This is a genomic window from Coriobacteriaceae bacterium (genome assembly GCA_025757745.1).
Lineage (GTDB): Bacteria > Actinomycetota > Coriobacteriia > Coriobacteriales > Coriobacteriaceae > Collinsella.
On the sequence record CP107217.1, the window covers coordinates 2136053 to 2160854 of the forward strand.

At 59.3% G+C, this 24802-nt stretch carries 23 protein-coding genes; 4 read left to right on the forward strand and 19 right to left on the reverse strand.

Features of this window, described 5'->3' with window-relative positions; translation table 11 throughout:
- Positions 1-42: 42 nt before the first annotated feature.
- From OGM60_09370 to OGM60_09440, 15 genes are all read right to left on the reverse strand, one after another.
- Positions 43-1104, reverse strand: a complete 1062-nt coding sequence (locus OGM60_09370; GenBank protein ID UYI99085.1) for an SIS domain-containing protein — start codon at positions 1102-1104, stop codon at positions 43-45.
- A gap of 170 nt (positions 1105-1274) precedes the next feature.
- Positions 1275-2489: an MFS transporter gene (locus tag OGM60_09375; GenBank protein UYI99086.1), complete on the reverse strand. Its 1215-nt coding sequence runs from the start codon at positions 2487-2489 to the stop codon at positions 1275-1277.
- 91 nt (positions 2490-2580) lie between these two features.
- Positions 2581-3414, reverse strand: coding sequence for a PTS system mannose/fructose/sorbose family transporter subunit IID (locus OGM60_09380; protein ID UYI99087.1), 834 nt, complete (start codon positions 3412-3414; stop codon positions 2581-2583).
- The gene (locus OGM60_09385) at positions 3395-4168 is read right to left on the reverse strand and encodes a PTS sugar transporter subunit IIC (protein UYI99088.1); all 774 of its coding nucleotides are present in this window, start codon (positions 4166-4168) and stop codon (positions 3395-3397) included. Before OGM60_09385 ends, OGM60_09380 begins: the two co-directional genes overlap by 20 nt.
- A 225-nt stretch (positions 4169-4393) precedes the next feature.
- A complete protein-coding gene (locus tag OGM60_09390; GenBank protein ID UYI99089.1) occupies positions 4394-5284 on the reverse strand; it encodes a DMT family transporter in 891 nt (296 codons plus the stop codon).
- An 88-nt stretch (positions 5285-5372) separates the two neighbouring features.
- Positions 5373-6206 (reverse strand): PTS system mannose/fructose/sorbose family transporter subunit IID, encoded by an 834-nt coding sequence (locus OGM60_09395; protein ID UYI99090.1) that lies wholly within the window; start codon positions 6204-6206, stop codon positions 5373-5375.
- Positions 6187-6960: a PTS sugar transporter subunit IIC gene (locus OGM60_09400; protein ID UYI99091.1), complete on the reverse strand. Its 774-nt coding sequence runs from the start codon at positions 6958-6960 to the stop codon at positions 6187-6189. The genes OGM60_09395 and OGM60_09400 overlap by 20 nt, the downstream gene beginning before the upstream one ends.
- 58 nt (positions 6961-7018) lie before the next feature.
- The gene (locus tag OGM60_09405; GenBank protein ID UYI99092.1) at positions 7019-7501 is read right to left on the reverse strand and encodes a PTS sugar transporter subunit IIB; all 483 of its coding nucleotides are present in this window, start codon (positions 7499-7501) and stop codon (positions 7019-7021) included.
- 57 nt (positions 7502-7558) lie between these two features.
- Positions 7559-7978 carry a PTS fructose transporter subunit IIA gene (locus OGM60_09410; GenBank protein UYI99093.1) on the reverse strand — a complete coding sequence of 140 codons (420 nt, stop codon included), beginning with the start codon at positions 7976-7978 and terminating at the stop codon, positions 7559-7561.
- Between the two features lie 46 nt (positions 7979-8024).
- Positions 8025-9086: an SIS domain-containing protein gene (locus tag OGM60_09415; GenBank protein ID UYI99094.1), complete on the reverse strand. Its 1062-nt coding sequence runs from the start codon at positions 9084-9086 to the stop codon at positions 8025-8027.
- A gap of 61 nt (positions 9087-9147) precedes the next feature.
- Complete coding sequence (locus OGM60_09420; GenBank protein ID UYI99095.1) at positions 9148-10263, reverse strand: SIS domain-containing protein; 1116 nt, start codon at positions 10261-10263, stop codon at positions 9148-9150.
- Between the two features lie 193 nt (positions 10264-10456).
- Positions 10457-11170, reverse strand: coding sequence for a GntR family transcriptional regulator (locus OGM60_09425; protein ID UYI99096.1), 714 nt, complete (start codon positions 11168-11170; stop codon positions 10457-10459).
- Positions 11155-11922 carry a GntR family transcriptional regulator gene (locus OGM60_09430; protein ID UYI99097.1) on the reverse strand — a complete coding sequence of 256 codons (768 nt, stop codon included), beginning with the start codon at positions 11920-11922 and terminating at the stop codon, positions 11155-11157. The genes OGM60_09425 and OGM60_09430 overlap by 16 nt, the downstream gene beginning before the upstream one ends.
- Positions 11923-11960: 38 nt before the next feature.
- On the reverse strand, positions 11961-12449 hold the full coding sequence (locus tag OGM60_09435) for a hypothetical protein (protein UYI99098.1): 489 nt from the start codon (positions 12447-12449) through the stop codon (positions 11961-11963).
- Positions 12450-12697: 248 nt separating this feature from the next.
- Positions 12698-13726 (reverse strand): LacI family transcriptional regulator, encoded by a 1029-nt coding sequence (locus OGM60_09440; protein UYI99099.1) that lies wholly within the window; start codon positions 13724-13726, stop codon positions 12698-12700.
- Between the two features lie 183 nt (positions 13727-13909).
- On the opposite strand from OGM60_09440, the gene murB reads away from it, so the two are divergent.
- Complete coding sequence (gene murB / locus OGM60_09445) at positions 13910-14872, forward strand: UDP-N-acetylmuramate dehydrogenase (GenBank protein ID UYJ00181.1); 963 nt, start codon at positions 13910-13912, stop codon at positions 14870-14872.
- Between the two features lie 68 nt (positions 14873-14940).
- Here murB and OGM60_09450 read toward each other — a convergent pair whose 3' ends face one another.
- Entirely contained in the window at positions 14941-15306 is a 366-nt protein-coding gene (locus tag OGM60_09450; GenBank protein UYI99100.1) for a hypothetical protein, read from the reverse strand.
- Positions 15307-15778: 472 nt separating this feature from the next.
- Positions 15779-16984 carry a hypothetical protein gene (locus OGM60_09455; GenBank protein UYI99101.1) on the reverse strand — a complete coding sequence of 402 codons (1206 nt, stop codon included), beginning with the start codon at positions 16982-16984 and terminating at the stop codon, positions 15779-15781.
- A gap of 267 nt (positions 16985-17251) precedes the next feature.
- Here OGM60_09455 and galE point away from each other — a divergent pair, with 267 nt between their 5' ends.
- From galE to glgP, 3 genes are all read left to right on the forward strand, one after another.
- Complete coding sequence (gene galE, locus OGM60_09460) at positions 17252-18313, forward strand: UDP-glucose 4-epimerase GalE (GenBank protein ID UYI99102.1); 1062 nt, start codon at positions 17252-17254, stop codon at positions 18311-18313.
- A gap of 221 nt (positions 18314-18534) precedes the next feature.
- Positions 18535-20040 carry a 4-alpha-glucanotransferase gene (gene malQ / locus OGM60_09465; GenBank protein UYJ00182.1) on the forward strand — a complete coding sequence of 502 codons (1506 nt, stop codon included), beginning with the start codon at positions 18535-18537 and terminating at the stop codon, positions 20038-20040.
- A 127-nt stretch (positions 20041-20167) separates the two neighbouring features.
- A complete protein-coding gene (gene glgP, locus OGM60_09470) occupies positions 20168-22435 on the forward strand; it encodes a glycogen/starch/alpha-glucan family phosphorylase (GenBank protein UYI99103.1) in 2268 nt (755 codons plus the stop codon).
- Positions 22436-22837: 402 nt separating this feature from the next.
- Here the strand turns inward: glgP and tnpA are convergent, their stop codons facing one another.
- Positions 22838-23308 carry an IS200/IS605 family transposase gene (gene tnpA / locus OGM60_09475; protein UYI99104.1) on the reverse strand — a complete coding sequence of 157 codons (471 nt, stop codon included), beginning with the start codon at positions 23306-23308 and terminating at the stop codon, positions 22838-22840.
- Between the two features lie 268 nt (positions 23309-23576).
- Entirely contained in the window at positions 23577-24776 is a 1200-nt protein-coding gene (gene ugpC / locus OGM60_09480) for a sn-glycerol-3-phosphate ABC transporter ATP-binding protein UgpC (protein UYI99105.1), read from the reverse strand.
- Positions 24777-24802 lie beyond the last annotated feature (26 nt).

Genomic DNA, 24802 nt, shown 5'->3' on the forward strand with positions numbered 1-24802 from the left:
CATGCGCCCGGGCAGGGTGCTTCTTAAATGAGTGGTTAACTATTAGTAGTCGAACTGGTGATAGTAACGACGGTAGTTGAGGTTGTGCTTGGTGACCGTCTCGTAGTAAGCGGCAAGGCGATCGGTGATCAGCGAGGAGAGAATCCACGGAGACACGATGACGCGGAACTCGTCGTCAAGGCCGGGGATCGCGAACTCGGCGGTGTCGATGATGTTGATGTCGGTGTCGCCGGTCACGCCGCGGGTCAGGAACGCGCGGACGCGCTCATCGAGCTTGCGGTTCTCGTCCTCGCCCATGAACAGGAACACGGGGACGCCGGGCTCCACGAGCTCGAGGGTGCCGTGGAAGAAGTCGGCCGAGGTGATGTAGCGGGTGCGCTTCCACTGCATCTCCTCGAGGATGCACATCGAGAACAGGATAGTCTCGCCCCACAGGGCGCCGGAGCCGATGAACATGGTGTAGGGGGCCAGGGCGTACTTCTTGGCGAGCTCCTCGGCGCGCGGCTCGAAGCTCTTGCGGATGTCGACCAGGTGGGTCCAAACATCCTTGGTCTGCTCAATAAACTTGTCGAACTGCGGGAAGCAGCCGCGGCGGTTGAGCAGGCGCAGGCCGAAGCAGTCGGCGAGGTAGTAGCCCATCTCGCAGCCGCCGTTACCATGATCGGAAGCCATCTTGACGCAGTTCTCGGCGCCGACAGCCTGGCCGATGAGACCCTCGGGCTTGGTCATGGCGTAGACACGAATGCCCTTTTCCTTCATCTTCTTGACGGCCTCGAGGACCTCGGGGGTGGTGCCGGACTCGGAGGCGGTGAGCACGACGGACTTCTCGGTCATGCGCTTATGGCCCATGACGTTCCACTCGGCGGCGTGGATCAGGTAGACCTCGAGGTCGCGGTCGCCGAACTTGTTCATGAGGTACTCGAGCTGCATGAGCTCGTCCCAGGTGCCGCCGACGCCCATCAGGAACACGGCGTCGTAGCCCTCGTCGGCGACCTTGTCGGCGAGCGCGGTCATCTTCTTGCCGGCCTCGTAGACGTTCTTGCCGTCCTCGACGTAGCCCTCCTGGCTAAAGTGCATGATTTCGATCTTCTCGGTTTCCTTCATGGCTTTTCCTTTCTGTTCTGCACGCGAATCTATACATCGCGTTTCTTTTCGATACCAATTATAGACATACACCTAACGTGTTTTTAATACCACTTTTCAATCTGCTCCAATCCTCAGTGAACGGTCGAAATTCTCTGGTGAGTGGTATTAATTTAGAATTGAATGTATAGCTAACACCGCCGACGCCTCCCTTGTGCGACAAAGAACAGCGTTCCCACCAGCGCAATAATGGTCGATGCCCCAAACAGCACCGCCTGGACGCCCAAAGCCTCCGCTAAAAACGGAGCCGCCAGCAGCGGCAGCACGCCGGCGCTCATCAGGCCAAAACGCACAAAGCCGGTAATGCGCCCCAGGTATTTGATGTCGGCGCGCTCCTGAATCAAGATCATCTGCAGAGGTTCTAGGAATCCCCAGGCCATACCGTTAATCGCCTGACCGATAATCGCGACCCCCAGCATATCGGTGCCCACGTACACCATGGACCCAATGCCCACGGCCATGAGCGCGCCGAGCAGCAATCGCAGGTTGACATGGCGAGCAGAAAGCTTGGTCAGGATGAACGCACCCACCGAGGAAGTAAGGCCCACGACCGAGGACAGCCAGCCCAACCAGACGATATCCACGTTGAGCACATCACGGTAGAACAACGACTCCAGCGAATCGAACGCGCCAAACGCAAAGAAACCCAAAAAGCCCGAGATAAAGATGAGGCGCAGGTCGTGATCGCGAAACGTAAGTCGCGCACCCTCGGCCATGCCGCCCAGAATACCGCCCTTCGGCTTCTCCCCTTTTGCGGGAACAACGCACTCGTGACAGCCCAAGGAGAGCACAGCCGCCACACCCATCATGCCCGCCATGAGCAGATAGACCGATTGCGTGGCAAAACAGCTCACGATGGCACCACCGAGCAGCGGGCCAGCGGTATAGGCGATATTGCTGTAGAACACCATGAGACCGTTCACGCGGGTGCGGCCCTCGGTGGTCGACTCCAGGTATCCCGGAAACGCATGCGTGCAGGTGTTGATAAAGCCGCCCGCAAGTCCCAAGACGCACGCGGCAAACACAAGCCCGGGGACAGACAACGGCGCTAACCCCACGCCAAGCGATAGCACTGCCGTAATCACGCACGTCACAAACGACGTCCGGCGCGGTCCAAAGCGATCGATGACCGAGCCCGACACCATATTGCCCGCCGACGTCATAAGATTGCGCACGAGCGTAATGGCAGCAACCAAAAAGGCCGTGCCGGCCAGATCATACGTGGCCGCACCGATAAGCCCCAAAAAGTAGACTGCGTTGTTGGCGCACCACTGCAGGGACTCAATGAGAATCAGCCTGACCTCTGCCGGCGTCAGGCGCATTGCTTCGCGATCCTTCGCGAACATACGGACTCCTTCTATACAAAAAGGGGATGGAGGGCATAGGCCTGCTCCATCCCCTTTCCAGGTTGCAACGAAAATCTATGCAGCCGGGCCCTTACGCCAGCACGCCGAAGAACGCGCCGATGATGCCCACGACCATGGTGGCAACGATCAGCACCATGGGGTTGATCTTCTTGGACAGCAGCCAGTAGTACAGCCAGAAGGCGATCATGCCGAGCATGCCGGGCATGATGCCGTCCAGGATGTCCTGGAGGGTCTGGGCGTCGTCGCCCGAGCCGATGGCCACCGGGATGCTGGCCCAGAACATGTCCTTGCACATGGCGCCCACGACCATGACGCCCACGATTCCCACGCAGGTCATGATCTTCTGCATGAGGCCGGTCCTCTGGGCCTCGTCCAGGAAGCCCACGCCCAGCTCGTAGCCCTTGACGGCGCCCCAGATGCGCAGCGCGAAGCCGGGGACGTTGTAGATGAGCAGGAAGGCGATGGGGCCGAAGGGGTTGCCGGCCTGGCACAGGCTGATGCCCACCGCGGCGGCGACCACGCGCAGCGTCGACAGGAAGATGGAGTCGCCGATGCCGGACAGCGGGCCCATGAGGGCGGCCTTGACGTCGTTGACGCTCTCGGGCTCGATCTCGCCGCGGGCGACCTTCTCCTCCATGGCCATCGCGATGCCGCCGACGAACGGGGCGAACTGGACGGTGATGTTGAAGAACGCGCAGTGGCGGTGCAGGGCCTCGGCGTAGTCGTCGGGGCGGCCGGCGTAGATCTTCTTGAGCATGTTGGCGACCATCAGGCAGAAGGCGATGTTCATCTGCTTGTAGTAGGTCCAGGAGAACTCCATGCCCAGGGCGCCGACGTTGACGGCGCTCTTGACGAGGTCGGAGCGTGTGATCTTGTTCTCGGGACTAGAAGTCATCGTCCTCATCCCCTTCCGCGGAGAGCTGGGGCTGGGCTCCGCCCAGGCCGAGCAGGTCGAACTTGTCGATGCCGATGATGATGGCGATCAGGGCGACGCCCAGGACGGGCACGTTGGCGTAGGAGCACAGCAGGAAGCCCAGGAAGTAGAAGGGCACGAGCTGCTTGGTGAGCACCAGGCGGCCGAGCATGGCGAAGCCCATGGCCGGCAGGATGTTGGCGGCAACGCCGAAGCCGTCGATCACAAAGGTCGGGATGAAGTCGAGCAGGCCCTGGATGGCGTCGGAGCCCAGGTAGAATGCGCCGCCGCACAGCAGGAAGTACTCAAGGCAGCCAAAGAGGCCCATGCTCCAATGTGCCGCGTAGATACCCTTGAGGTTGCCCTTGGCAGCGCACTTGTCAGCAATGTCAACAATGATCGAGAATCCAGCATCCGTAATGTTGCCGATCGTCAGCGAAAGGACGGCGATGGGCATGGCGAGCGCGATGGCCGTCTCGGTACCCTGACCGAGCTGAATGGCAAACGCGCAGGCGAGCACGCCGCCGACGGTTTCGTTAGGCGGCACGTAGGCGCCGATGGAGATCGAGCCCATGAACAGCAGCTCAAGGCTGGCGCCAACGGCAAGGCCGGTCTGCAGGTCCCCCAGCACCAGGCCAACGAGCGGGCACAGGACGATGGGGCGGAACGCGTAGAGGGTGCCGAGCTGGTAGTCGAGGCATCCAAACGCTCCGACTAAGCCGACGAGGATTGCTTGGACAAGCATAATTCCTCCCAATAAGGAATCTCGAACCGTCGTCCCTCCCGTCACGCGCGTTGTTGATATCAATTCCGGGAGTTCGATTACACGGCTCGAAGCGTACCTGGTGTGCTGCTAACACCTATGCCAGGCACAAACGATTTGATACCAATTATAGATATGCAGGTTCTTACTATTTAATACCACTCGCTCAGCGGGGTGTTTTTTACCGTAAACGGCAGACGTATCCCGTCAGGCGCGCTCTTTATTTCGATGGCTGACAAGCGCCACCAGAAAGCCATCGCCAAAGGCATCGGATGCCAAATTGGCCACAATCACCAAAACGATAATCGCCGCGCCCAAAAACTCGTTCCAGCGAAAGACCTCGCCAAAGAGGAGCGCCGACCAGCAGGGGGCGAGCACGACCTCGCTCATGCAAACCAAGTTGGCCGCAAACGCGTTGGTGCGCGCAATCCCCTTGGCATACAGCACGCTCGCAAGGCCGCTGCAAAAAAGGCCATGCACCAGCATAAGCCCCCACTCAAATGGTCTCACGGAGTCTAGGGCGCCGGCAAAATAGACGATCGGCAGCATCGAGATACCGCAGGAGATAAGCGAGGACACCATGGGCGACGCATCGGGGCGAGAGTTCAAAAAGAAACACAGCCCAAAGGTAGCGCCCGAAATGACCGCAAGCAGGTTGCCGAGCATGCCCTCGGCACTCAAATCGCCTAAAAAGAAAAGTCCCATACCTGTAAAAGCAACCACCACGGAGGCAATCTTCGCAGGCGAGGGCAACGTGCGAGTTGCGAGCGATTGATACACGATAACGAAAATCATCGAGGTGTACTGCAGAACAATCGCGTTGCCGACCGTCGTGAGCTGGTTGGCAAAGTTAAACGTGGTGCCCGTCACGAAGTTGCAGACGGCCACAAGGACAATAAGACGGCTGACGCGGAGGACGGGCCTGCCGACGAGCAGGATAAAGAGCGCCATAAATATTGCCGTAACGGCACCGATCAAAAGAGCCGACTGCGAATTGGCGCGAACGAGGATGCCAATAAAACTCCACAAGAGCGCCGTGCCAAATAGATACATCGCCCCGCTCACGCCATTATCGGGTGGATTGTCAGATCGAATCACGAAGCACCTCCAGCTAGCTTTCGGTAATAAAAAACGGCGACCGCAATGGGTCGCCGTTTCCCTTGGGGGCAGAATAGAACGCAGGAGCCTACGCCAGCACGCCGAAGAACGCGCCGATGATGCCCACGACCATGGTGGCAACGATCAGCACCATGGGGTTGATCTTCTTGGACAGCAGCCAGTAGTACAGCCAGAAGGCGATCATGCCGAGCATGCCGGGCATGATGCCGTCCAGGATGTCCTGGAGGGTCTGGGCGTCGTCGCCCGAGCCGATGGCCACCGGGATGCTGGCCCAGAACATGTCCTTGCACATGGCGCCCACGACCATGACGCCCACGATTCCCACGCAGGTCATGATCTTCTGCATGAGGCCGGTCCTCTGGGCCTCGTCCAGGAAGCCCACGCCCAGCTCGTAGCCCTTGACGGCGCCCCAGATGCGCAGCGCGAAGCCGGGGACGTTGTAGATGAGCAGGAAGGCGATGGGGCCGAAGGGGTTGCCGGCCTGGCACAGGCTGATGCCCACCGCGGCGGCGACCACGCGCAGCGTCGACAGGAAGATGGAGTCGCCGATGCCGGACAGCGGGCCCATGAGGGCGGCCTTGACGTCGTTGACGCTCTCGGGCTCGATCTCGCCGCGGGCGACCTTCTCCTCCATGGCCATCGCGATGCCGCCGACGAACGGGGCGAACTGGACGGTGATGTTGAAGAACGCGCAGTGGCGGTGCAGGGCCTCGGCGTAGTCGTCGGGGCGGCCGGCGTAGATCTTCTTGAGCATGTTGGCGACCATCAGGCAGAAGGCGATGTTCATCTGCTTGTAGTAGGTCCAGGAGAACTCCATGCCCAGGGCGCCGACGTTGACGGCGCTCTTGACGAGGTCGGAGCGTGTGATCTTGTTCTCGGGACTAGAAGTCATCGTCCTCATCCCCTTCCGCGGAGAGCTGGGGCTGGGCTCCGCCCAGGCCGAGCAGGTCGAACTTGTCGATGCCGATGATGATGGCGATCAGGGCGACGCCCAGGACGGGCACGTTGGCGTAGGAGCACAGCAGGAAGCCCAGGAAGTAGAAGGGCACGAGCTGCTTGGTGAGCACCAGGCGGCCGAGCATGGCGAAGCCCATGGCCGGCAGGATGTTGGCGGCCACGCCGAAGCCAGCAAGGACAAAGGGTGGGATGAAGTCGAGCATGCCCTGGATAGCGTCAGCACCCAGATAGAACGACAGCGAGCACAGCAGGAACGCCATGATGACACCGGTGGAACCGATCAGGAAGTGCATCGCATAGACACCCTTAAGGTTGCCCTGGCCGGAGAAGACATCAGCGCGGTCAACCAAGATCGGCAGGGCGGCGTTGAGGATGTTCTTGATGGCAAGGCACAGCGTGGCGATGGGCATAGCGAGCGCGATGGCTGCCTCGGTGCTCTGGCCCAGCTGGATAGCGAAGGCACAGGCGAGCACGCCGCCGATCGTCTCATCAGGCGGCACGTAGGCGCCGATGGAGATCGAGCCCATGAACAGCAGCTCCAGGCTCGCACCGATCGCAAGACCAGACTGCAGGTCCCCCAGGACCAGGCCCACGAGCGGGCACAGGACGATGGGGCGGAACGCGTAGAGCGTACCGAGCTGGTAGTCGAACTTACCAAATGCGGCGATAAGTCCGATGAGGATTGCTTGGGTAAGCATATATCCCCCTTTCCATATAGGACACTACGAAGAGCTCAGACTCTTCGAATTCAAACGCCTAGAGCACGCTGGCGCAGTCAACCTTGGGGTCATCGGCCAGGGGTCGAATCTCGACTTCAATGCCACGATCCAGCATCTCGCGCACATCGGCTTCCTCGGCCGCGGTCAGGAAGATCTGACGAGAGACCTGACGAGCGTCGGGACGCTTCTCGTCCTTGGGCTTGGTGTTGCCCAGGTTGACCGACTTGATCTGCGGGCAGCCCTCAACAAGCTGCTTTGCCTCAGCGATGGTGGCGACGCAGATGATCATCTTGTATTTGTCAGTCACGCCCGAGTTAATGGCCTCGATGGCATTCGCCATATCCTTGATGACGAGCTTGCAGCCGGCAGGCTTGCCCATCTTGAGCGTCGTCTTCCACACCGGGTCGTTAGCAACCTTATCGCCCACGCAGAAAATGCAGTTGGAGCCGAGGCCCTGAACCCAGGAAACTGCGACCTGGCCATGAAGCAGGCGATGGTCAACGCGGAGTAGCTGAATCATAATGTGACCCCCCAAAGGTCTTGCGCCGTCTTACGGCATGTCAATAGGTGCTGCGGATTAGAACTCTTCTTCCTCGTCGTCATCGACCAGCAGGTCGTTGACAAACTTCACGCGCGTATCGTCCGCAGCGACGATGGCACGAATCGTCTCCTCAACCGGCGCCGACTCGTCAGAGAACAGCAGTTGGATGAGCAGAGGAAGGTTCATGTTGGTAACGAGGTACGTGCGGGGACGCGTCTGGACGATCTTGGTGAACTCGTTGTTGACGCTGCCGCCAAAGAGGTCGGTGCAGACAACGACATCATCGTCGGCAGACATGCCCGCCAGCAGTTTTTGGGCCTCCTCGGCCACGTCCATGCGGCCATCGACGAACATCGAAAGATCGTGGACGTTGTCACGAGCGCCCGAGAGCAGCTCGACGCTCTCCTTGATGCCGGTAGCGAAGTGCGCATGGCTGGCGATGATGTACTGTCTCATTCTGTGTTCCTCTCAATAGCCCGGCACGTTCCCGCACCCGTTTTCTTTAGTAGTCGAACTGGTGATAGTAGCGACGATACTTGAGGTTGTGCTTGGTGACCGTCTCGTAGTAGCGAGCCAGGCGGTCGGTCACGAGCACCGTCAGAATCCACGGGGAGACGATGACGCGGAACTCGTCGTCAAGGCCGGGGATCGCGAACTCGGCGGTGTCGATGATGTTGATGTCGGTGTCGCCGGTCACGCCGCGGGTCAGGAAGGCGCGGACGCGCTCGTCGAGCTTGCGGTTCTCGTCCTCGCCCATGAACAGGAACACGGGGACGCCGGGCTCCACGAGCTCGAGGGTGCCGTGGAAGAAGTCTGCCGAGGTGATGTAGCGGGTGCGCTTCCACTGCATCTCCTCGAGGATGCACATCGAGAACAGGATAGTCTCGCCCCACAGGGCGCCGGAGCCGATGAACATGGTGTAGGGGGCCAGGGCGTACTTCTTGGCGAGCTCCTCGGCGCGCGGCTCGAAGCGCTTGCGGATATCGAGCATGTCCTTCCAGATGTCCTTGGTCTGCTCGATGAACAGGTCGAACTTGGGGAAGCAGCCGCGGCGGTTGAGCAGGCGCAGGCCGAAGCAGTCGGCGAGGTAGTAGCCCTTCTCGCAGCCGCCCGAACCATGGTCAGAAGCCATGGCGACGCAGTTCTCGGCGCCGACAGCCTGGCCGATGAGACCCTCGGGCTTGGTCATGGCGTAGACGCGGACGCCCATGTCCTTCATCTTCTTGACGGCCTCGAGGACCTCGGGGGTGGTGCCGGACTCGGAGGCGGTGAGCACGACGGACTTCTCGGTCATGCGCTTGTGGCCGGAGACGTTCCACTCGGCGGCGTGGATCAGGTAGACCTCGAGGTCGCGGTCGCCGAACTTGTTCATGAGGTACTCGAGCTGCATGAGCTCGTCCCAGGTGCCGCCGACGCCCATCAGGAACACGGCGTCGTAGCCCTCGTCGGCGACCTTGTCGGCGAGCGCGGTCATCTTCTTGCCGGTCTCGTAGAGCGCCTTGCCGTCCTCGAGGTAGCCCTCCTGGTCGAAATGCATGATCTCGATCTTCTCGGTTTCCTTCATTTGTCTCTCCTTTCTGGGGGTTGTTTCCACATCCCCCGTGCCAACGGGCATCAAAACCCGCTTACATTCCGTAACACTCAGCCGCTTTGGCCTTAAGCGCATTGACTGACTCTTCGTAGCCCTCTGCCTTGACCTCCATTTGCTTGGAGACGGCATCGAGATACGGGTGCACATCCCATGACTTCAGGCGCTCGGCGATCATTGCCGCAATCGTCTGGAAGAACACAAGATTGGGAATTGCGCTGAGCAGCGGAGCCACCTGAGGCACCGCAACCTCGTGAGCCCTACCCCTGGGATGGGCCGTGAGCAGCACCGTTTTTGCCGTAACGTTCGACAGCGCATCGGCGATATTTGCCAGACGCTCCGACCCTTGTGGATCGTCGACGATAAACACCAGGTAGCCTGGGGTTATCTGCATCTCGGGACCGTGAACGAACTCCTCGCCCTCGTGATGCATAGCCGGAATCTTGATGGTCTCGCTCAGCTTGAGCGCCGCCTCTTCGGCAACGCCATAGTTGGGGCCGTTGCCGACGACCATGGCGGGTATGTGCTCAGAAAGCTCGAGCATGTGGTCTTGGACATATGCCTCGGCGGTCTTGCACATCACGGCATTGCCCTGGATAGCCTCGCGCAGGTCGTCAAGACGCTGGGCAACGCCCTCGGCGTCAATCGTTCCGCGCGCTTGGCCACCGTAAATGCCAAAGAGCACCAGGTACTCAACGAGAACCTCGACGCCCAGAGTCACAAAGTCCACCGACTCGACGCCCACGCCGTAGTCGAGAACGATATCAGCGTGTTCCTTAATAGGCGCTTCGACGTTTGCCGTGAGTGCAACTGCAGGCATATCGTGCGCGCGCATGTAATCGAGCGCCGCGATCGTGTTGGTCGAGTAGCCACTCTGGGAGACGGCGATGTTGAGCGCATGCTGAGGATAGGTGTGCTCAAAATCGACAAAGGCCTCGGGCGTCACAACGGACACCTGCATCTGCAGCGCATCCTGCAGATAATCGCGGGCGCAATCGGCTGCATGGCGGGACGAACCCGAAGCAACGATGCGCAGTGCGCTAAAGGAACCAGACTGGAAAATATCTACGAGCTGGCATACAAGCTCAGACGAACGCTCAAGGTTCTCACCCATACGCACGTGGGCGAGTTGAACGTAATCGAGCATTTTCATCGTCTCACCTCGTAACAAATCATTAGTATTTGATACCAATCACAGTTACAGGTTACAGCTTTTTGATACCTCTTTGTCGATTAATTTATCCCCATCGGCGAACGGTCGATTTTGAGCCATGTAAGGTTGTATATACGGCTGACCCAACGATCAAAACTGGTTAGCTTCCCAGCTGTTATTCACAAAACTCCAGCTAGTACGTATAGGTATATCCACCCGCATCACCGCGGTTAAACGACTTGACGTATTCGATTGCCTGCCCGCTTGCATCGAAGCTCACGCACTCCAGCGTCAAGGCAAGATCGCCCTGCTCCAGTCCAAGCAGACCGGCATCTCGCGCGCCCAGCGCTTCGATATCGAGCTTTTCCTGTGCCATGACCGGCTTTCGGCCCAGCATCTCATAGGTCTCGTACAAACTGAAAACCGACACGTCGATCTCTTCGATTGTTGGGAACAGCAGGCAGGGAATCAGCGCCATCTCAATCGATACGGGATCGCCGTTAATGCAGTTCAAACGTCGAATGGAATAGAGCAGGTCGTCCTCGGCAATGCCAAATAGGTCAGCGTAGTATGGCCCCGCATAACGCTTGGAGCGCGCCAGAATGCGGACGGACGGTTCGCCGCCCGAGGCGCGAACCGATTCACGGAAGCCGCCCGTACGCTCAAACGTAACGGGCACCTTCTGTGCCACGAAGGCACCCTTTCCGCGGACACGGCGAATCTGGCCGCGACGAACTAGCTCGTCCACGGCACTCCGGATAGTCAGGCGTGTCGTGCCAAACTCCTCGGCAAGCTCATTTTCGGACGGAATCATCGAACCCGTGGGGTATATTCCGCGCTCGATACGCTCCTCAATGCGACGTCGAATGCGTATATAAACCGGGGTGGCATCTACTGTTTCAGCCATTGTTCACCTGCCACGCTCCTCATGCCGTTCTTTTCGCCGTTGTCGGCAAAGCGGAACTTTGTAGGCAAAATCACCGATTTACAATGCTCCACAAAACGCATGTCCTTATCAAATTCGATCGTGCTCTCATAGAACACCGGCGTTCCCTCTTCTTGCTGGAGTAGCTCGGCCTCTTCGGCGTTCAAGCGCGAGATGGAGATATGCTCACGTCCATGCTCAACACGCACGCCACCTTCTTTGAGCAAGACATCGTAAAGACTCTCACACTCAAAATCGTGCTCGGGAAGCGATGGACACAGGGACAGGTTAACGTGAGCCGTCTCGATTGATGCCGGCTCGCCCTCAATAAGTCGAACGCGCTGCATGCGAAGCAAAGGAGCGTCTACGGCAACCCCAAGCTTGTCGGCAAGTGTCTCATCCGCCTCGAGAGTCTCGGTGGAAACCAAGCGAGAAGAGGGGTGCAAGCCTGCAGTCCGCACGGCATCGGAAAAGTTATACGTCTCCTGGAAGATATTGAGCGGTTTGGGAGGACACACATACGTACCCGATCCGCGGCGGCTTTCGAGCGTTCCGCACGAAATGAGCCGCATAATACCGGCGCGCAACGCCGTACGCGAAACGCCAATCTCTTCACACAGCACGCGCTCGGCCGGCAGACGATCGCCGCCGCCGAGCTGATAGTGCTGGATATACCAAAGAATTCCCTCAACAGCACGATCTTTGGGGGGAATTGCATAAGATTCGCCTGCCATTGCACAGACTCCTCATTCAGAAACGTATGCCGCCAAAATTAGGCCAGCCCTCCCATGGCATCAAATTCGGCCTTAATCTTCTCGGCGACATTCCGATACGACTTATATAGACTTGAATCGCGTTTGACTTCGTCGGTCATAACGGGAATCTCTAATTTGGAAACCTCGTCTTTTCCCGTCTGAACCGCCACAACAACGCCCATACCAAGACACATATTACGCTTGGCAGCGTTTATTTTTGCCGCTTTAGCGGGATTTGCCAGAATACGCTGGGCAAATTCCTGTTTTGAGACCGCTTCCTCGGCCTCCGGATCGCCCGCCTCGGCTACTTCGCACTGAAGCACGTCCGCATAGTCAAAAATCTTTGGCTCTGCACCGCGCTGATGTACGGCCCACTTGCGGCGCGTGGCATCCTGGTAGATAGCCGGCAAAAATGTAAACCGCGGCGGGTCCAAAATCGTATCCGTGATGGTAAACACATCGGGATCAAAGGCATCCTGCGGGTTTTTCTTCTTGAACAGCCCCATATCAGCCTCCCGTACTAGCATTAAACAACTCAAGGCGAATATAGCACCAATTTCAAGGTACCGCCCCACCCTATCGGTGCGCGGCGTCTATGGCTCGCCCAGCGGAAAAGTTTACGGACGAGGGCCGGGGTGCCTGCTTTGTTTTGAGAAGTGGGCTTCGCGAACTTCTCAAAACAAAGCAGGCACCCCGGCCCCGCCGGCAAATAGCTGACGCTCCGCATACAATCTATGCAAACAAACAAGTGCGCTTAGCTATATTCGGTAAGGTCAAGCACGCTGTCCTTAACGATAAGCGCCGGCTCCAGAACGACCTCTTCGGCACGTCTACCGCCCCTACCGGCAAGACGCTTGGACATGCAGCCAAAAGCATGCTCCGCGAGGACACCAGGATCCTGCTCAATCGCGGTCAGCGCTGGCTCAAAGAGAACGTCGGCCGCCGAGTTGTCATAGCTTACCACCGAGATATCGCCCGGGATGCTCTTACCCATCTCGTGCAAGCGCTTAAGCAGACCGAGGGCAATGTTATCCGAGCTTGCGAACACGGCGGTGGCGTCAGTTGCGAGCACCGCCTCCGAGGCCTCGTAGGCGCTCGGAATGTAGTACTCGCTCTCAAACTCCAAACGTGCGTCGATCGGCAGGCCAACCTCGCGCAGCGCACGCTCGTAGCCGGCAAGACGCTTACGACCCGTATTGGAACGGCGCGCATTAACCAAGCAGGCAATACGACGGTGTCCTTGCTCGATCAGATAGCGGGTAGCCATGTAGCCACCCATCTCGTGGTCGAACATCACCTTGTCGCACTCGAGCCCCTCAATGGCACGGTCGACCATTACCGCCGGAATGGGCAGATGGCTGACTTCTTCGCGCAGGGCGCGGTCGTCGGAGAACTCGTCACCCACTACCAGAAAGACGCCGTCGACGCCGCGCGTCACCAGCTGGCGCAGCAGCTCAAGATCGTCGTCGGCACTTCCACCCGAGCTGGTAATAAAGAGCGCATAGCCATCCTCGCGGCAGCGCTTTTCCAAGCTGCCGGCGAGCGAGGCAAAAAAGCGGCTCTCGATATTGGGAACGATAAGGCCCAGCGTGCGTGACTCGCGCATGACCAGGCTGCGCGCGATCTGGTTAGGGACATAGTGGTTGCGCGCCGCGACCTCCTTGATGAGCTTGCGGTTTTCTTCCGAGATGCGGCAGGGCCGATTATTGAGAACAAGCGAGACCGACGAGGGGGAAAGCCCCACCTCCTGGGCAATCTGCTTGAGAGTAACTTTGTTGCCCATCTCGCTCCTTCCGAGTATTCGCGCAATCCCTTGAAAGTATAGCGACCGTCCCTCTACCTCGATGATAAACACTTTACCAATCCGGTAGACGGCTGTTTTATCGCCGCCAGCGCACCAAATCCGTCCGGGTGGGGTATATTGCAATCGATTGATGACAACGACCACCAAAAGGCGGATATTCGTATGCACGAGAACGACTTTTTTAACGAGGACCTGCTGTGCGCGCTTGCTGGCGTTGCCGGCGAGGACAACGTGCTGATGAGCGAGCCCATGCGCGAGCACACCACGTTTAAAATCGGCGGCCCGGCCGACGTCTTTGTCACGCCCGATACCGAGCAGAGCCTCGTCGCCACGCTCGATACCTGCTATCGCTGCGATCTGCCCCTCACCATCGTGGGCAACGGCTCCGACTTGCTCGTCGGTGACAAGGGCATCCGCGGCGTCGTCGTGGCGCTTGGCGAGGGCCTCTCCGACATTACGGTCAACGGCACGCACGTCACGGCAGCAGCCGGCGCCTTGCTTTCCGATGTCGCCGCGGCGGCAGCCGAGGCCGGTCTCACCGGCATGGAGCCCATCTCGGGTATCCCCGGATCGGTCGGCGGCGCCTGCTACATGAACGCCGGCGCCTATGGCGCCTGCATGGCCGATGTGCTGGAGTCTGTGCGCGTCTACAAGCCCGCCCGCATGCTCGACGACGGCACCCGCGGCATCGGCAGCATCATCGAGTTCGATGTCGACGAGCTTAACCTGGGCTATCGCAAGAGCCGCATCGCCGACGACGGCTTTACCGTGCTTTCGGCCACCTTCAATCTCGCCCCGGGCAACGCCGCGATGATCAAGGCCGACATGGACGACTACCGCCAGCGCCGCGAGGACAAGCAGCCGCTCGACATGCCGAGCGCCGGCTCCACCTTCAAGCGCCCCGAGGGCTACTTTGCCGGCAAGCTCATCATGGATGCCGGCCTGCGCGGCCATGCTGTCGGCGGCGCGCAGGTGAGCGAAAAACACTGCGGCTTCATCGTCAACGCCGACCACGCCACCGCCGCCGACGTCGACGAACTCATCCGCGACATCCAAGCCAAAGTCAAAGAGCAGTTCGACGTAGACCTAGAACCCGAAGTCCACCGAGTCGGCGAATTTTTATAGCCCGCTCGCCGCGGTCCACTTTAATTAATAACGGGACAAGTGACGTAGCTCACTTGTCCCGTTTTCATTTATTTGCGAAGAACATCGGCCATCCGCAGGATTGAAATCATCGACCGATAAGTGAGTTCCACCTTTTCGCCCGCAAGCAGTCGTTTCGAGTCAATCTCATCTAGCCCCACAAGGCGAGAAAACAGCAAGCTACTCATCGTGCCCTCGTCAATTGATTCCTTTATGGTCTTCAAAACGTCCGTATCATGAAGCGACGCCGAGCTGTAGGGGGCAACACGAGCGGAACTCTCAATTAACGACGAGACAAAAGGATGGAGATGCTTTGGACATAGTCCGTCAAACACCACATCCCCATTGTCATCCGAGCCGACCAGGCGCCAACTATAATGATCGACCCAGTCGTCTCCGTCATATATGGTGTCCATGAGCAACTTCCCGTCTAGAGAGAAACCTGTTTGAACATCGGGGCGCAAGACCGCAATCCATCTAGGACCCGCAGCAGCTCCGACCCAACGCACCACACGACAATTGTATATTGCGACTATTTTAGATCTACATGATCAGTTCGAGTTCGCAACAAGGCGATTATTGCAGCTAGGTTATATTTCATTTTCCACTTTGATGAGCCGTCGGCTCCAAATTCCAAAACCGAAGTCCACGGAGTCGATAATTTTATTTAAAAAGAAGGCCCCGAAAGGGGCCTTCGCCATCTTTATATAAGATAACCAGTCCGGTGTGTCGCACCCCGAACCCGAGAGGGCCGGGACAGTCCGAGAGGCATAAGGTTGATCGCGAGTTCCGCACGAGCCGGAGAGCACTTAATGTGCTCTCCGTGCGAGCAGGACTGTCCGAGCAGGCAACCTTATGCCTCTCGGACTGTCCCGGCCCAACTTATCGTTACGACAGCGCAATACCGCCGAGCCAGCCCCAGCGCACGCCAGAGCCAGTGCCGTAGAACCCAATGAACGAGTCAAGCGACCTCGACGTGATGGCGCCCTCGTTACTCATAACGACGCCGCCGCCGACATAGATGCCCACATGGCCATACAGCAGGCCGGGCGCACCGGTGCCGCTATGCGAGGAGTCGGCCACGATCATGCCCACCTGCAGCGCCGAGCGGTCGGAGCTATAGCACCAGGCGTTAAACATATCGCACGCGTTACCGCCAAAGTAGCCAACGCCTGCGTTGCGGAAGACATTGGTAACCCACGCCGCGCACCAGTTTTGACCCGGCGAAGGCGTGGAGTAGCACGCGTTGACGACGGCCTGTTGCTTGCCCGAGCCGGCATTCTGCTGCGGAGTTCCGGGCGCATACGATCCACCGCCCGAGCTCGAACCACCCGAGTAGGAATTGTTCTTGTTCGCGGCGGCCGCGGCAGCGGCGGCCTTCCTGGCAGCCTCCTCGGCCTGGGCGGCAGCGAGAATCTCTGAATCGCGCTGAGCCATGAGCTCCTTGACGTCGTCGGAAAGACCGCTCAGCACGGTCTGGACCTCTTGCTGCTTGGCCTGCATGTCCTGCATCTGGGCAGTCTGCTGGTCCTTGAGCTTCTCTAAGTCGGCCTTCTGCGACTCGAGCTCGGTCTTTTGCGCATCGAGCTCCTCCTGGATGGTCTGAATGTCCTCGATGGCGTCGCGGTCGCTCTTGTTGATCTTCTCAACATAGTGCGCATTGGCGACGAGTTCCTCAAACGAACCCGAGGCGAGCAGCAGCGACAGGATGTTGGTGCCGCCCGACTTATAGCTGGCGGAAACGCGATCGGAAAGATCGTCGCGCTTCTTTTTGAGCTCGGCCTTCTTTTCGTCAATCTGCGCCTGCGTGCTGTCAATCTGGCCCTGTACGCCCTCGATATCGTTGAGGGTCTGGGCGTTCTTGTTGGCCAGCGCCGCGTATTCATTTGCGATGCTGTCGAGCTGGGCCTGGACCTCGTCAAGCTGAGCCTGGGCCGCATTGAGCTTGTCGGTGGTTTCCTTGGTGGCCTCCGCAGCATGGGCGCGAGCGGGCAGACCAAAAAGAACGGCTTCAGAAGCTGCGCCGAACAGGGCCTTGAGGGCAGTGCGACGCGAAAGCTCCTGGGAAAGGATGGAATCGCTGTTTGGTGACATATCTACTCCGTTACATGTTTATTTATATGTCGCTCAACTCATACATATTAGCGTACATCCGGCGCATCCCAACGATTTCCACGAACGGCAGCAAACCGTATGGTCGGCGGCTCGTATGCAAACGTCAAAGTCAAGGTTACGCCCACGCCAAACATTTCCATGAGTACGTTAGCATGTTCATCTGCTTTTCCTGCCCTGCACGTTTTGGGTGCCCCTGCCTGCGCTATACTCCCCTGAAGAAGTGTTCCTGATTCGATAGGAGACTACATGTCCAAAGCACTCGACCCCAAAGACACCTGCGTCCTCGTAACCGGTGGCGCCGGCTTTATCGGCTCGCACACCGTCGTTCAGCTGCTCGAGGGCGGCTACCAGGTCGTCATCGTCGATGACCTTTCCAACTCCAGCGCCGTCGCCGTCGACCGCGTCAAGACCATCGTGGGCGAAGAGGCTGCCAAGAACCTCACCTTCTACGAGGCCAACGTGCTCGACCGCGAGGCCATGAACAAGATCTTCGACACCCATCAGATCGACCGCGTCATCCACTTCGCCGGCTTTAAGGCCGTCGGCGAGTCGGTGAGCAAGCCCGTCGAGTACTACCACAACAACATCGAGAACACCCTGGTGCTCATCGACGTCATGCGCAACCATGGCTGCAAGTCCATCATCTTCTCGAGCTCCTCGACCGTCTACGGCGACCCGGACAACCCGCCCGTCACCGAGGAAGACCCCAAAAAGCCCGCAACCAACCCCTATGGTTGGACCAAGTGGATGATCGAGCAGATCCTTATGGACGTCCACACCGCCGACCCCGAGTGGGACGTCGTGCTGCTCCGTTACTTCAACCCCATCGGCGCTCATCCGTCGGGCCTGATCGGCGAGGACCCCAAGGGCATCCCCAACAACCTGGTGCCCTATGTCGCCCAGGTCGCCGTGGGCAAGCTCGAGGCCGTTCAGGTCTTTGGCAACGACTACCCCACCCCCGACGGCACCGGCGTGCGCGACTACATCCACGTGTGCGATCTGGCCTCTGGTCACGTTGCCGCCCTTAACTGGATGAACGGCAAGACCGGCGTCGAGATCTTTAACCTGGGCACCGGCACCGGCACCTCGGTACTCGAGGTCGTCGCCGCCTTCTCCAAGGCTTGTGGCAAGGAGCTGCCCTACGTGATCCGCGAGCGCCGCGCCGGCGACATCGCTGCCAACTGGTGCGATGCCTCCAAGGCCGAGCGCATGATGGGCTGGAAGGCCCAGTACGACATCGCGGACATGTGCCGCGATAGCTGGAACTGGCAGAGCCACAACCCCAACGGCTTCGCCGACGCCGAGTAGCAAAAACCTACATACCGTTCTTGCCCCGATCTCACGTTGTGAGGTCGGGGCTTTTTTCATGGCATGTAGCCATTCGCCGAAAATCGACCAACTTTTTTATCTTGCCTGTACATGTTTAAACAACATGTTTTACAATAGGCGTATCGGATCAGAACATCGGAGGCGGACTGCTCTTCCATCGGCAGGCCGACCCCACAACAAGAAGGTTGGTGAGCGCATTCATGGAGCGTGCAAGCGGCGTCCTCATGCCCGTCTCATCTCTGCCCGGACCATACGGAATCGGCGGCTTTGGCTGGAATGCCTACGACTTCGTCGATTTTCTCGCCTCGTGCAAACAACATTACTGGCAGATTCTGCCCCTTACGACGACCAGCTATGGCGATTCGCCTTATCAGTCGTTCTCGGCCCGCGCAGGCAACCCCAACTTTATCGACTTTGCCGAGCTTATCGAGGCAGGGTATCTGGAGCAGCGCGATATCGATGGCGTGTATCTGGGATCCGACCCCAGCAATGTCGACTACGGTGCTATCTTTGGCGGCCGCCGTCAGATTCTCGACCGCGCCGCCGAGCGCTTTGCTGCCGACAAGCCGGCCGATTTCGATGACTTTATCCAGGCCAACGAGGACTGGCTCATCCCCTACTGTGAGTTCATGACCGTCAAAGAGGAGTGCGGTCTCAAGGCGTTTTGGGAGTGGCCCGCGGAGCTCCGCACCCGCGGCGAGGCTTCCGCCAAGGTCTGCGCCGACCATCCGGCGCGTATGCTCTACCACCAGATGACGCAGTACTTCTTCGATCGCCAGTGGAGCCGCCTCAAGGCCTATGCCAACGAGCGCGACATTCTCATCATCGGCGACCTGCCCATCTATGTCTCGCGTGACTCCGTCGAGATGTGGGCGACACCTGAGCTCTTTAAGATCGACGCCGCCGGCAATCCCGTGAGCGTCGCCGGCACGCCGCCCGACCAGTTCTCGGCTACCGGCCAGTACTGGGGCAACCCCATCTACGACTGGGACGCCATGGAGGCCGACGGCTTCTCCTGGTGGGAGGGCCGCATTCGCGCCGCCCTCGACATGTACGACGTCATCCGCCTGGATCACTTCCGCGGCTTCGAGGCCTATTGGGAGGTGCCGTTCTCCTCGCCTGATTCGTCCTACGGTTCGTGGACGCAGGGTCCCGGCCTCAAGCTCTTCAAGACACTCGAGGAAAAGCTCGGCACGCTGCCCATCATCGCCGAGGACCTGGGCTTCCTCACCCCCGGCGTCATCGACATGCGCGACAACTCGGGCTTCCCCGGCATGAAGATCCTGCAGTTTGCCTTTGAGGGCACCAACTCGTACTACCTGCCGCACAACTACATTGCCAACACCGTCGCCTACGTGGGCACTCACGACAACGAGACGGCACGCGGCTGGTTTGAAGGAACGGCTACCCCGCGTCAGCGCGAGCAGACAGCCCTGTACACCCATCAGCAGGCCGGCGAACCCATCGCCGACGCGCTCAACCGAACCATCGCAGCCAGCGTGAGCGACACGTGCATCTACACCATGCAGGACCTGCTCAACTTGGGCAACGAGGCGCGCATCAACACCCCTGCCACGCTGGGCGGCAACTGGACCTGGCGCATGCTCGACGGCGCCATCACCCGCGAGCTCGAGCACAAACTCACCGACTGGACCGAGACCTACTTCCGCATCCCGTCGGAAGCCGAAATCGAGCTTCCTCAATAGGAGCTACCGCGCCCGACCCCTCCCCACCGTGCGGACGCGCTTGCTTACCCGCGCGAGGCCACCCCAATCCCCTCGCGCGGGATTCTTATGAATTGCAGACATGAAACAACCCATCACAGGAGAAAACATGCCCCAAATTAACCTCATGGAACTCGCCGAGCAGTCTTTTGGCACCTCGCTCGAGCAGCTCGACGACCGTCGCATTTACAAGCTGCTGGTCAAACTCGTGCAGGAGCGCTCCGCCACCTGCCCGCTCAACAACGGCAAGAAAAAACTCTATTACATTTCCGCCGAATTTTTGATCGGCAAGCTGCTCATCAACAACATGATCGACCTCGGCATCTACGACGAGGTTAAGGACCAGCTCACCGCCGCAGGCCACGACCTCAACAAGATCGAGGAATTCGAGGTCGAGCCGTCGCTCGGCAACGGCGGCCTGGGCCGCCTGGCCGCGTGCTTCCTGGATTCCATCGCCACGCTGGGCTTGACCGGCGATGGCGTGGGCCTCAACTATCACTACGGTCTGTTCCGTCAGCGCTTTGTCGACAACCAGCAGAAGGCCGTCCCCGACGAGTGGCTCGGTGAGCAGGACATCCTAGTCGACGATGACCGCTCCTACACCGTCGAGTTCGGCGATTTTGCCGTTACCTCCAAGCTCGTCAACATCGATGTGCCCGGTTACGACCAGCCCACCAAAAACCGCCTGCGCCTGTTCGACCTGGCGAGCGTCGACGACGGCCTGGTCCCCGGCAGCTCCATCGACTTCGACAAGACCGAGATCGCCAAGAACCTCACCTTGTTCCTCTATCCGGATGATTCCGATGAGCAGGGCCGCCTGCTTCGCATCTACCAGGAGTACTTCATGGTGAGCAACGCCGCCCAGCTCCTGATCGATGAGGCCGTCGAGCGCGGCAGCAACCTGCACGATCTGGCCGACTACGCCGTGGTCCAGATCAACGACACGCACCCCACCATGGTCATTCCCGAGCTCATCCGCCTGCTCACCACCGAGCACGACATCGAGTTTGACGAGGCCGTTACCATCGTGCGCTCCATGGTCGCCTACACCAACCACACGATCCTTGCCGAGGCGCTCGAGAAGTGGCCGCTCGCCAGCCTGCAGAAGGTCTCGCCCGCCATCGCCGACATCATCGTCAAGCTCGACGAGGTTGCCAAGGCCGAGCACGACGACCCGCGCGTCGCCATCATCGACGAGCACGACACCGTCCACATGGCCCACATGGACATTCACTTTGGCTTCTCCATCAATGGCGTCGCCGCACTCCACACCAAGATTCTGGAGGACACCGAGCTTCACCCGTTCTACGAGATCTATCCCGAGAAGTTCTCCAACAAGACCAACGGCATCACCTTCCGCCGTTGGATCCATGGCGCCAACCCCGCGCTCGCCAGCCTGCTCGACGATGTGATCGGCACCGATTGGCGCAGCACCGGCGACCTGAGCAAGCTCGCCGAATTCGCTAACGACAAGGATGTTCTTGAGCGCCTGGCCGCCACCAAGGCCGAAGCCAAGACCATCATGCGCCAGTTCATGGCGCTCGAGCAGGGCGTGACCATTCCCTCCAACGCCATCATCGACGTCCAGGTCAAGCGCATCCACGAGTACAAGCGCCAGCAGATGCTCGCGCTCTACATCATCTGGAAGTATCTCGACATCAAGAACGGCAACAGACCTAAGCATCCCGTCACCATCATCTTCGGCGGCAAGGCGGCACCTGCCTACACCATCGCCCAGGACATCATCCATTTGATCCTGACACTGTCGCAGTGGATCGCCAACGACCCCGACGTGGCCCCCTACCTGCAGGTTGTCATGATCGAGAACTACAACGTCACCGCTGCTGAGCGTGTGATCCCCGCCGCCGATATCTCCGAGCAGATCAGCTTGGCCTCCAAGGAGGCGAGCGGCACCTCCAACATGAAGTTCATGCTCAACGGCGCTTTGACCCTGTGCACGCTTGACGGTGCCAACGTGGAGATTGCCGAGCTCGTGGGCGACGAGAACATCTACACCTTTGGTGCCTCTTCCAAGCAGGTCGAGCAGCTCTACGCCGACGGCAGCTATGACGCCGGCGCGCTCTATCGCAAGCCCGGCATCAAGCTGCTGGTGGACTTCATCACCAACCCCGCCTTTATGGCGACCGGCAACGCCGAGCGCCTGCAGCGCCTGCACGACGACATCAAGGGCAAGGACTGGTTTATGGCCCTGCTCGACATTGAGGAGTACATCCAGACCAAGGAGCGCGTGCTAGCCGACTACGAGGACCAGGACGCTTGGATGCGCAAGGCGCTGATCAACATCGCCAACGCCGGCACCTTCTCGTCTGACCGCACGATCTCCCAGTACAACGACGAGATTTGGCACCTGAGCTAATTTCGTTTCCTTTACCCATCCTCTTGAAAGCGGAGTCGCGGCAACGCGGCTCCGCTTTTTGTGCCGATACGCCGGCCCGTGATTTGTCTCGACCAAACAATCTCGTTCTGTAACAGGTAGCTGCCGAAATCAGCCTCCCGTGTTACAGATCGAGATGAAAGGATAGGCAGCTCGATGCTGTCTCAATCTGTAACATCTAGACCCAATTTGGCCCTCCTCCTGTTACAGATCAAGACAAACCGGCAGATCAACGGCCCCAGCACAATCAAAACCACCCCTAAAAGGGGTGGTTTGCTCTTAGGGTATAACCCTTGGATTTCCGGCACGCGTCTAAAGGCGCCGGCCCTCACGGGGTTCGGGCCGCACTGCAGATTGACCCGTGGCGGGCCGGTCAAACCGGCGCTACTTGCGCCCCGGCCCCCTATCGAAGGGGTCCTCGTACTCCTTGACGCTCAGCCGGTCGAGCGCGATGTCGGCCCTCTCCTGCTCCCGGATGTACTTCGCGATCGTGGCCTCGTTCAGGCCGACGGTGGACACGTAGTAGCCCTCGGCCCAGAACTTCCTGTTGCCGAACTTGTACTTCATGTTCGCGTGCCTGTCGAATATCATCAGCGAGCTCTTCCCCTTCAGGTAGCCCATGACGCTCGCGACGCTGTACTTCGGCGGTATCGCCAGCAGCATGTGGACGTGGTCGGGCATCAGGTGCCCCTCGATGATCTCGATCCCCTTGTACTGGCAGAGCTTCCTGAAGATCTCCCCAAGGTCGGACCTTATTTGGTTGTAGATGACTTTGCGCCTATACTTCGGCGTGAACACGACGTGGTACTTGCACATCCACTTCGTGTGCGACAGGCTGTAGGCCTTCTGGGCCATACGCCACCACCGCCCTCTCGACTCGGATTCCTTGCGGCCTGAACAATCGCAAGTGTCCGGCGAGGGGGCGGCTTTGTAAAGCCGTTTGGCCCCACCCGCATAGCGGGTGGTTTCTGATGCGGCGCGCTGCGCGCCCCGCACAGGCTAAAGCCTGTAAAAGAAAGGCTCCCCTCTCGCCCAGTGGACGGGAGGGGAGTCTTATATGTGACCGCGGCAAAAGGATGGCAAAGCCGCAGTCGCCCAAAAGGAGGGCCTGATTGGATCGGGCCTAGATAAGGTTCTTGCCAGACACCTTATCGAAGAGATGGGTCGCGTTCTTCTCAAACTTGAACCAGATGGGGTCGCCCGCCTTGAGCGCACCCTTGGCCTCGAGATCGACGACGGGGATGATCAGGACAAACTGGCCGTCGGGAGACATCACATGAACGTGCTCGGTCGAACCCATGAGCTCGGTGACCTCGATGGTGCCCTGAAGCGCACCCTCCTCGCCCTTTTCGGCAAGCAGAATCTGCTCGGGACGTACGCCGGCCGTGATCTCCTTCACGTCGCCGCCGTCCCAATTAAGGGCGAGCTGAGCGCAGGTCTCGGGGGCCAGCGCGACATTCATGTCGTCGGTCTTGACGGTAAAGCCGTCGCCCGAGCGCACCAGCTGGGCATCGAAGAAGTTCATCTGCGGCACGCCGATGAAGCCGGCGACGAAAATGTTCGCGGGATGGTTGAAGACCTCCTGCGGAGTGGCGATCTGCTGGACAACGCCGTCCTTCATGACCACGATACGGTCGCCGAGAGTCATGGCCTCGGTCTGGTCGTGAGTAACATAGATGAACGTGCCCTTGATCTCGTGGCGCAGCTTGATGAGCTCGGCACGCATCTGGTTACGCAGCTTGGCGTCCAGGTTGGACAGCGGCTCGTCCATCAGGAAGACCTTAGGATCACGCACGATGGCGCGGCCGATAGCGACACGCTGGCGCTGGCCGCCCGAAAGCGCCTTGGGCTTGCGGTCGAGGTACTCGGTGATACCCAAGATCTCGGCAGCGGAGCGAACCTTGCGGTCGATCTCGTCTTTGGGGACCTTCTTGAGCTCAAGCGTAAACGCCATGTTCTCGTACACCGTCATGTTGGGGTACAGAGCGTAGCTCTGGAACACCATGGCGATGTCGCGGTCCTTGGGCGCCACGTCGTTGACGCGCTTGCCGTCGATGAGCACGTCGCCCGAGGTAATGTCCTCCAGGCCGGCAACCATGCGCATCGTCGTGGACTTACCGCAGCCAGACGGGCCAACGAGGACGACGAACTCCTGGTCGTGAACGGTGAGGTTGAAGTCCTCTACAGCGAGCACGCCATCCTCGGTAACCTTAAGGTTATGCTTCTTCTCCTCGGTCTTCTTCTTTTTGCCAAAGAAGCCCTTCTTTTTGGACTCGGTGTTGGGATACACCTTCTGAACATGTTTGAGAACGATCTCGGCCATGTCTTTACCTTTCGATGTGCGGCGCC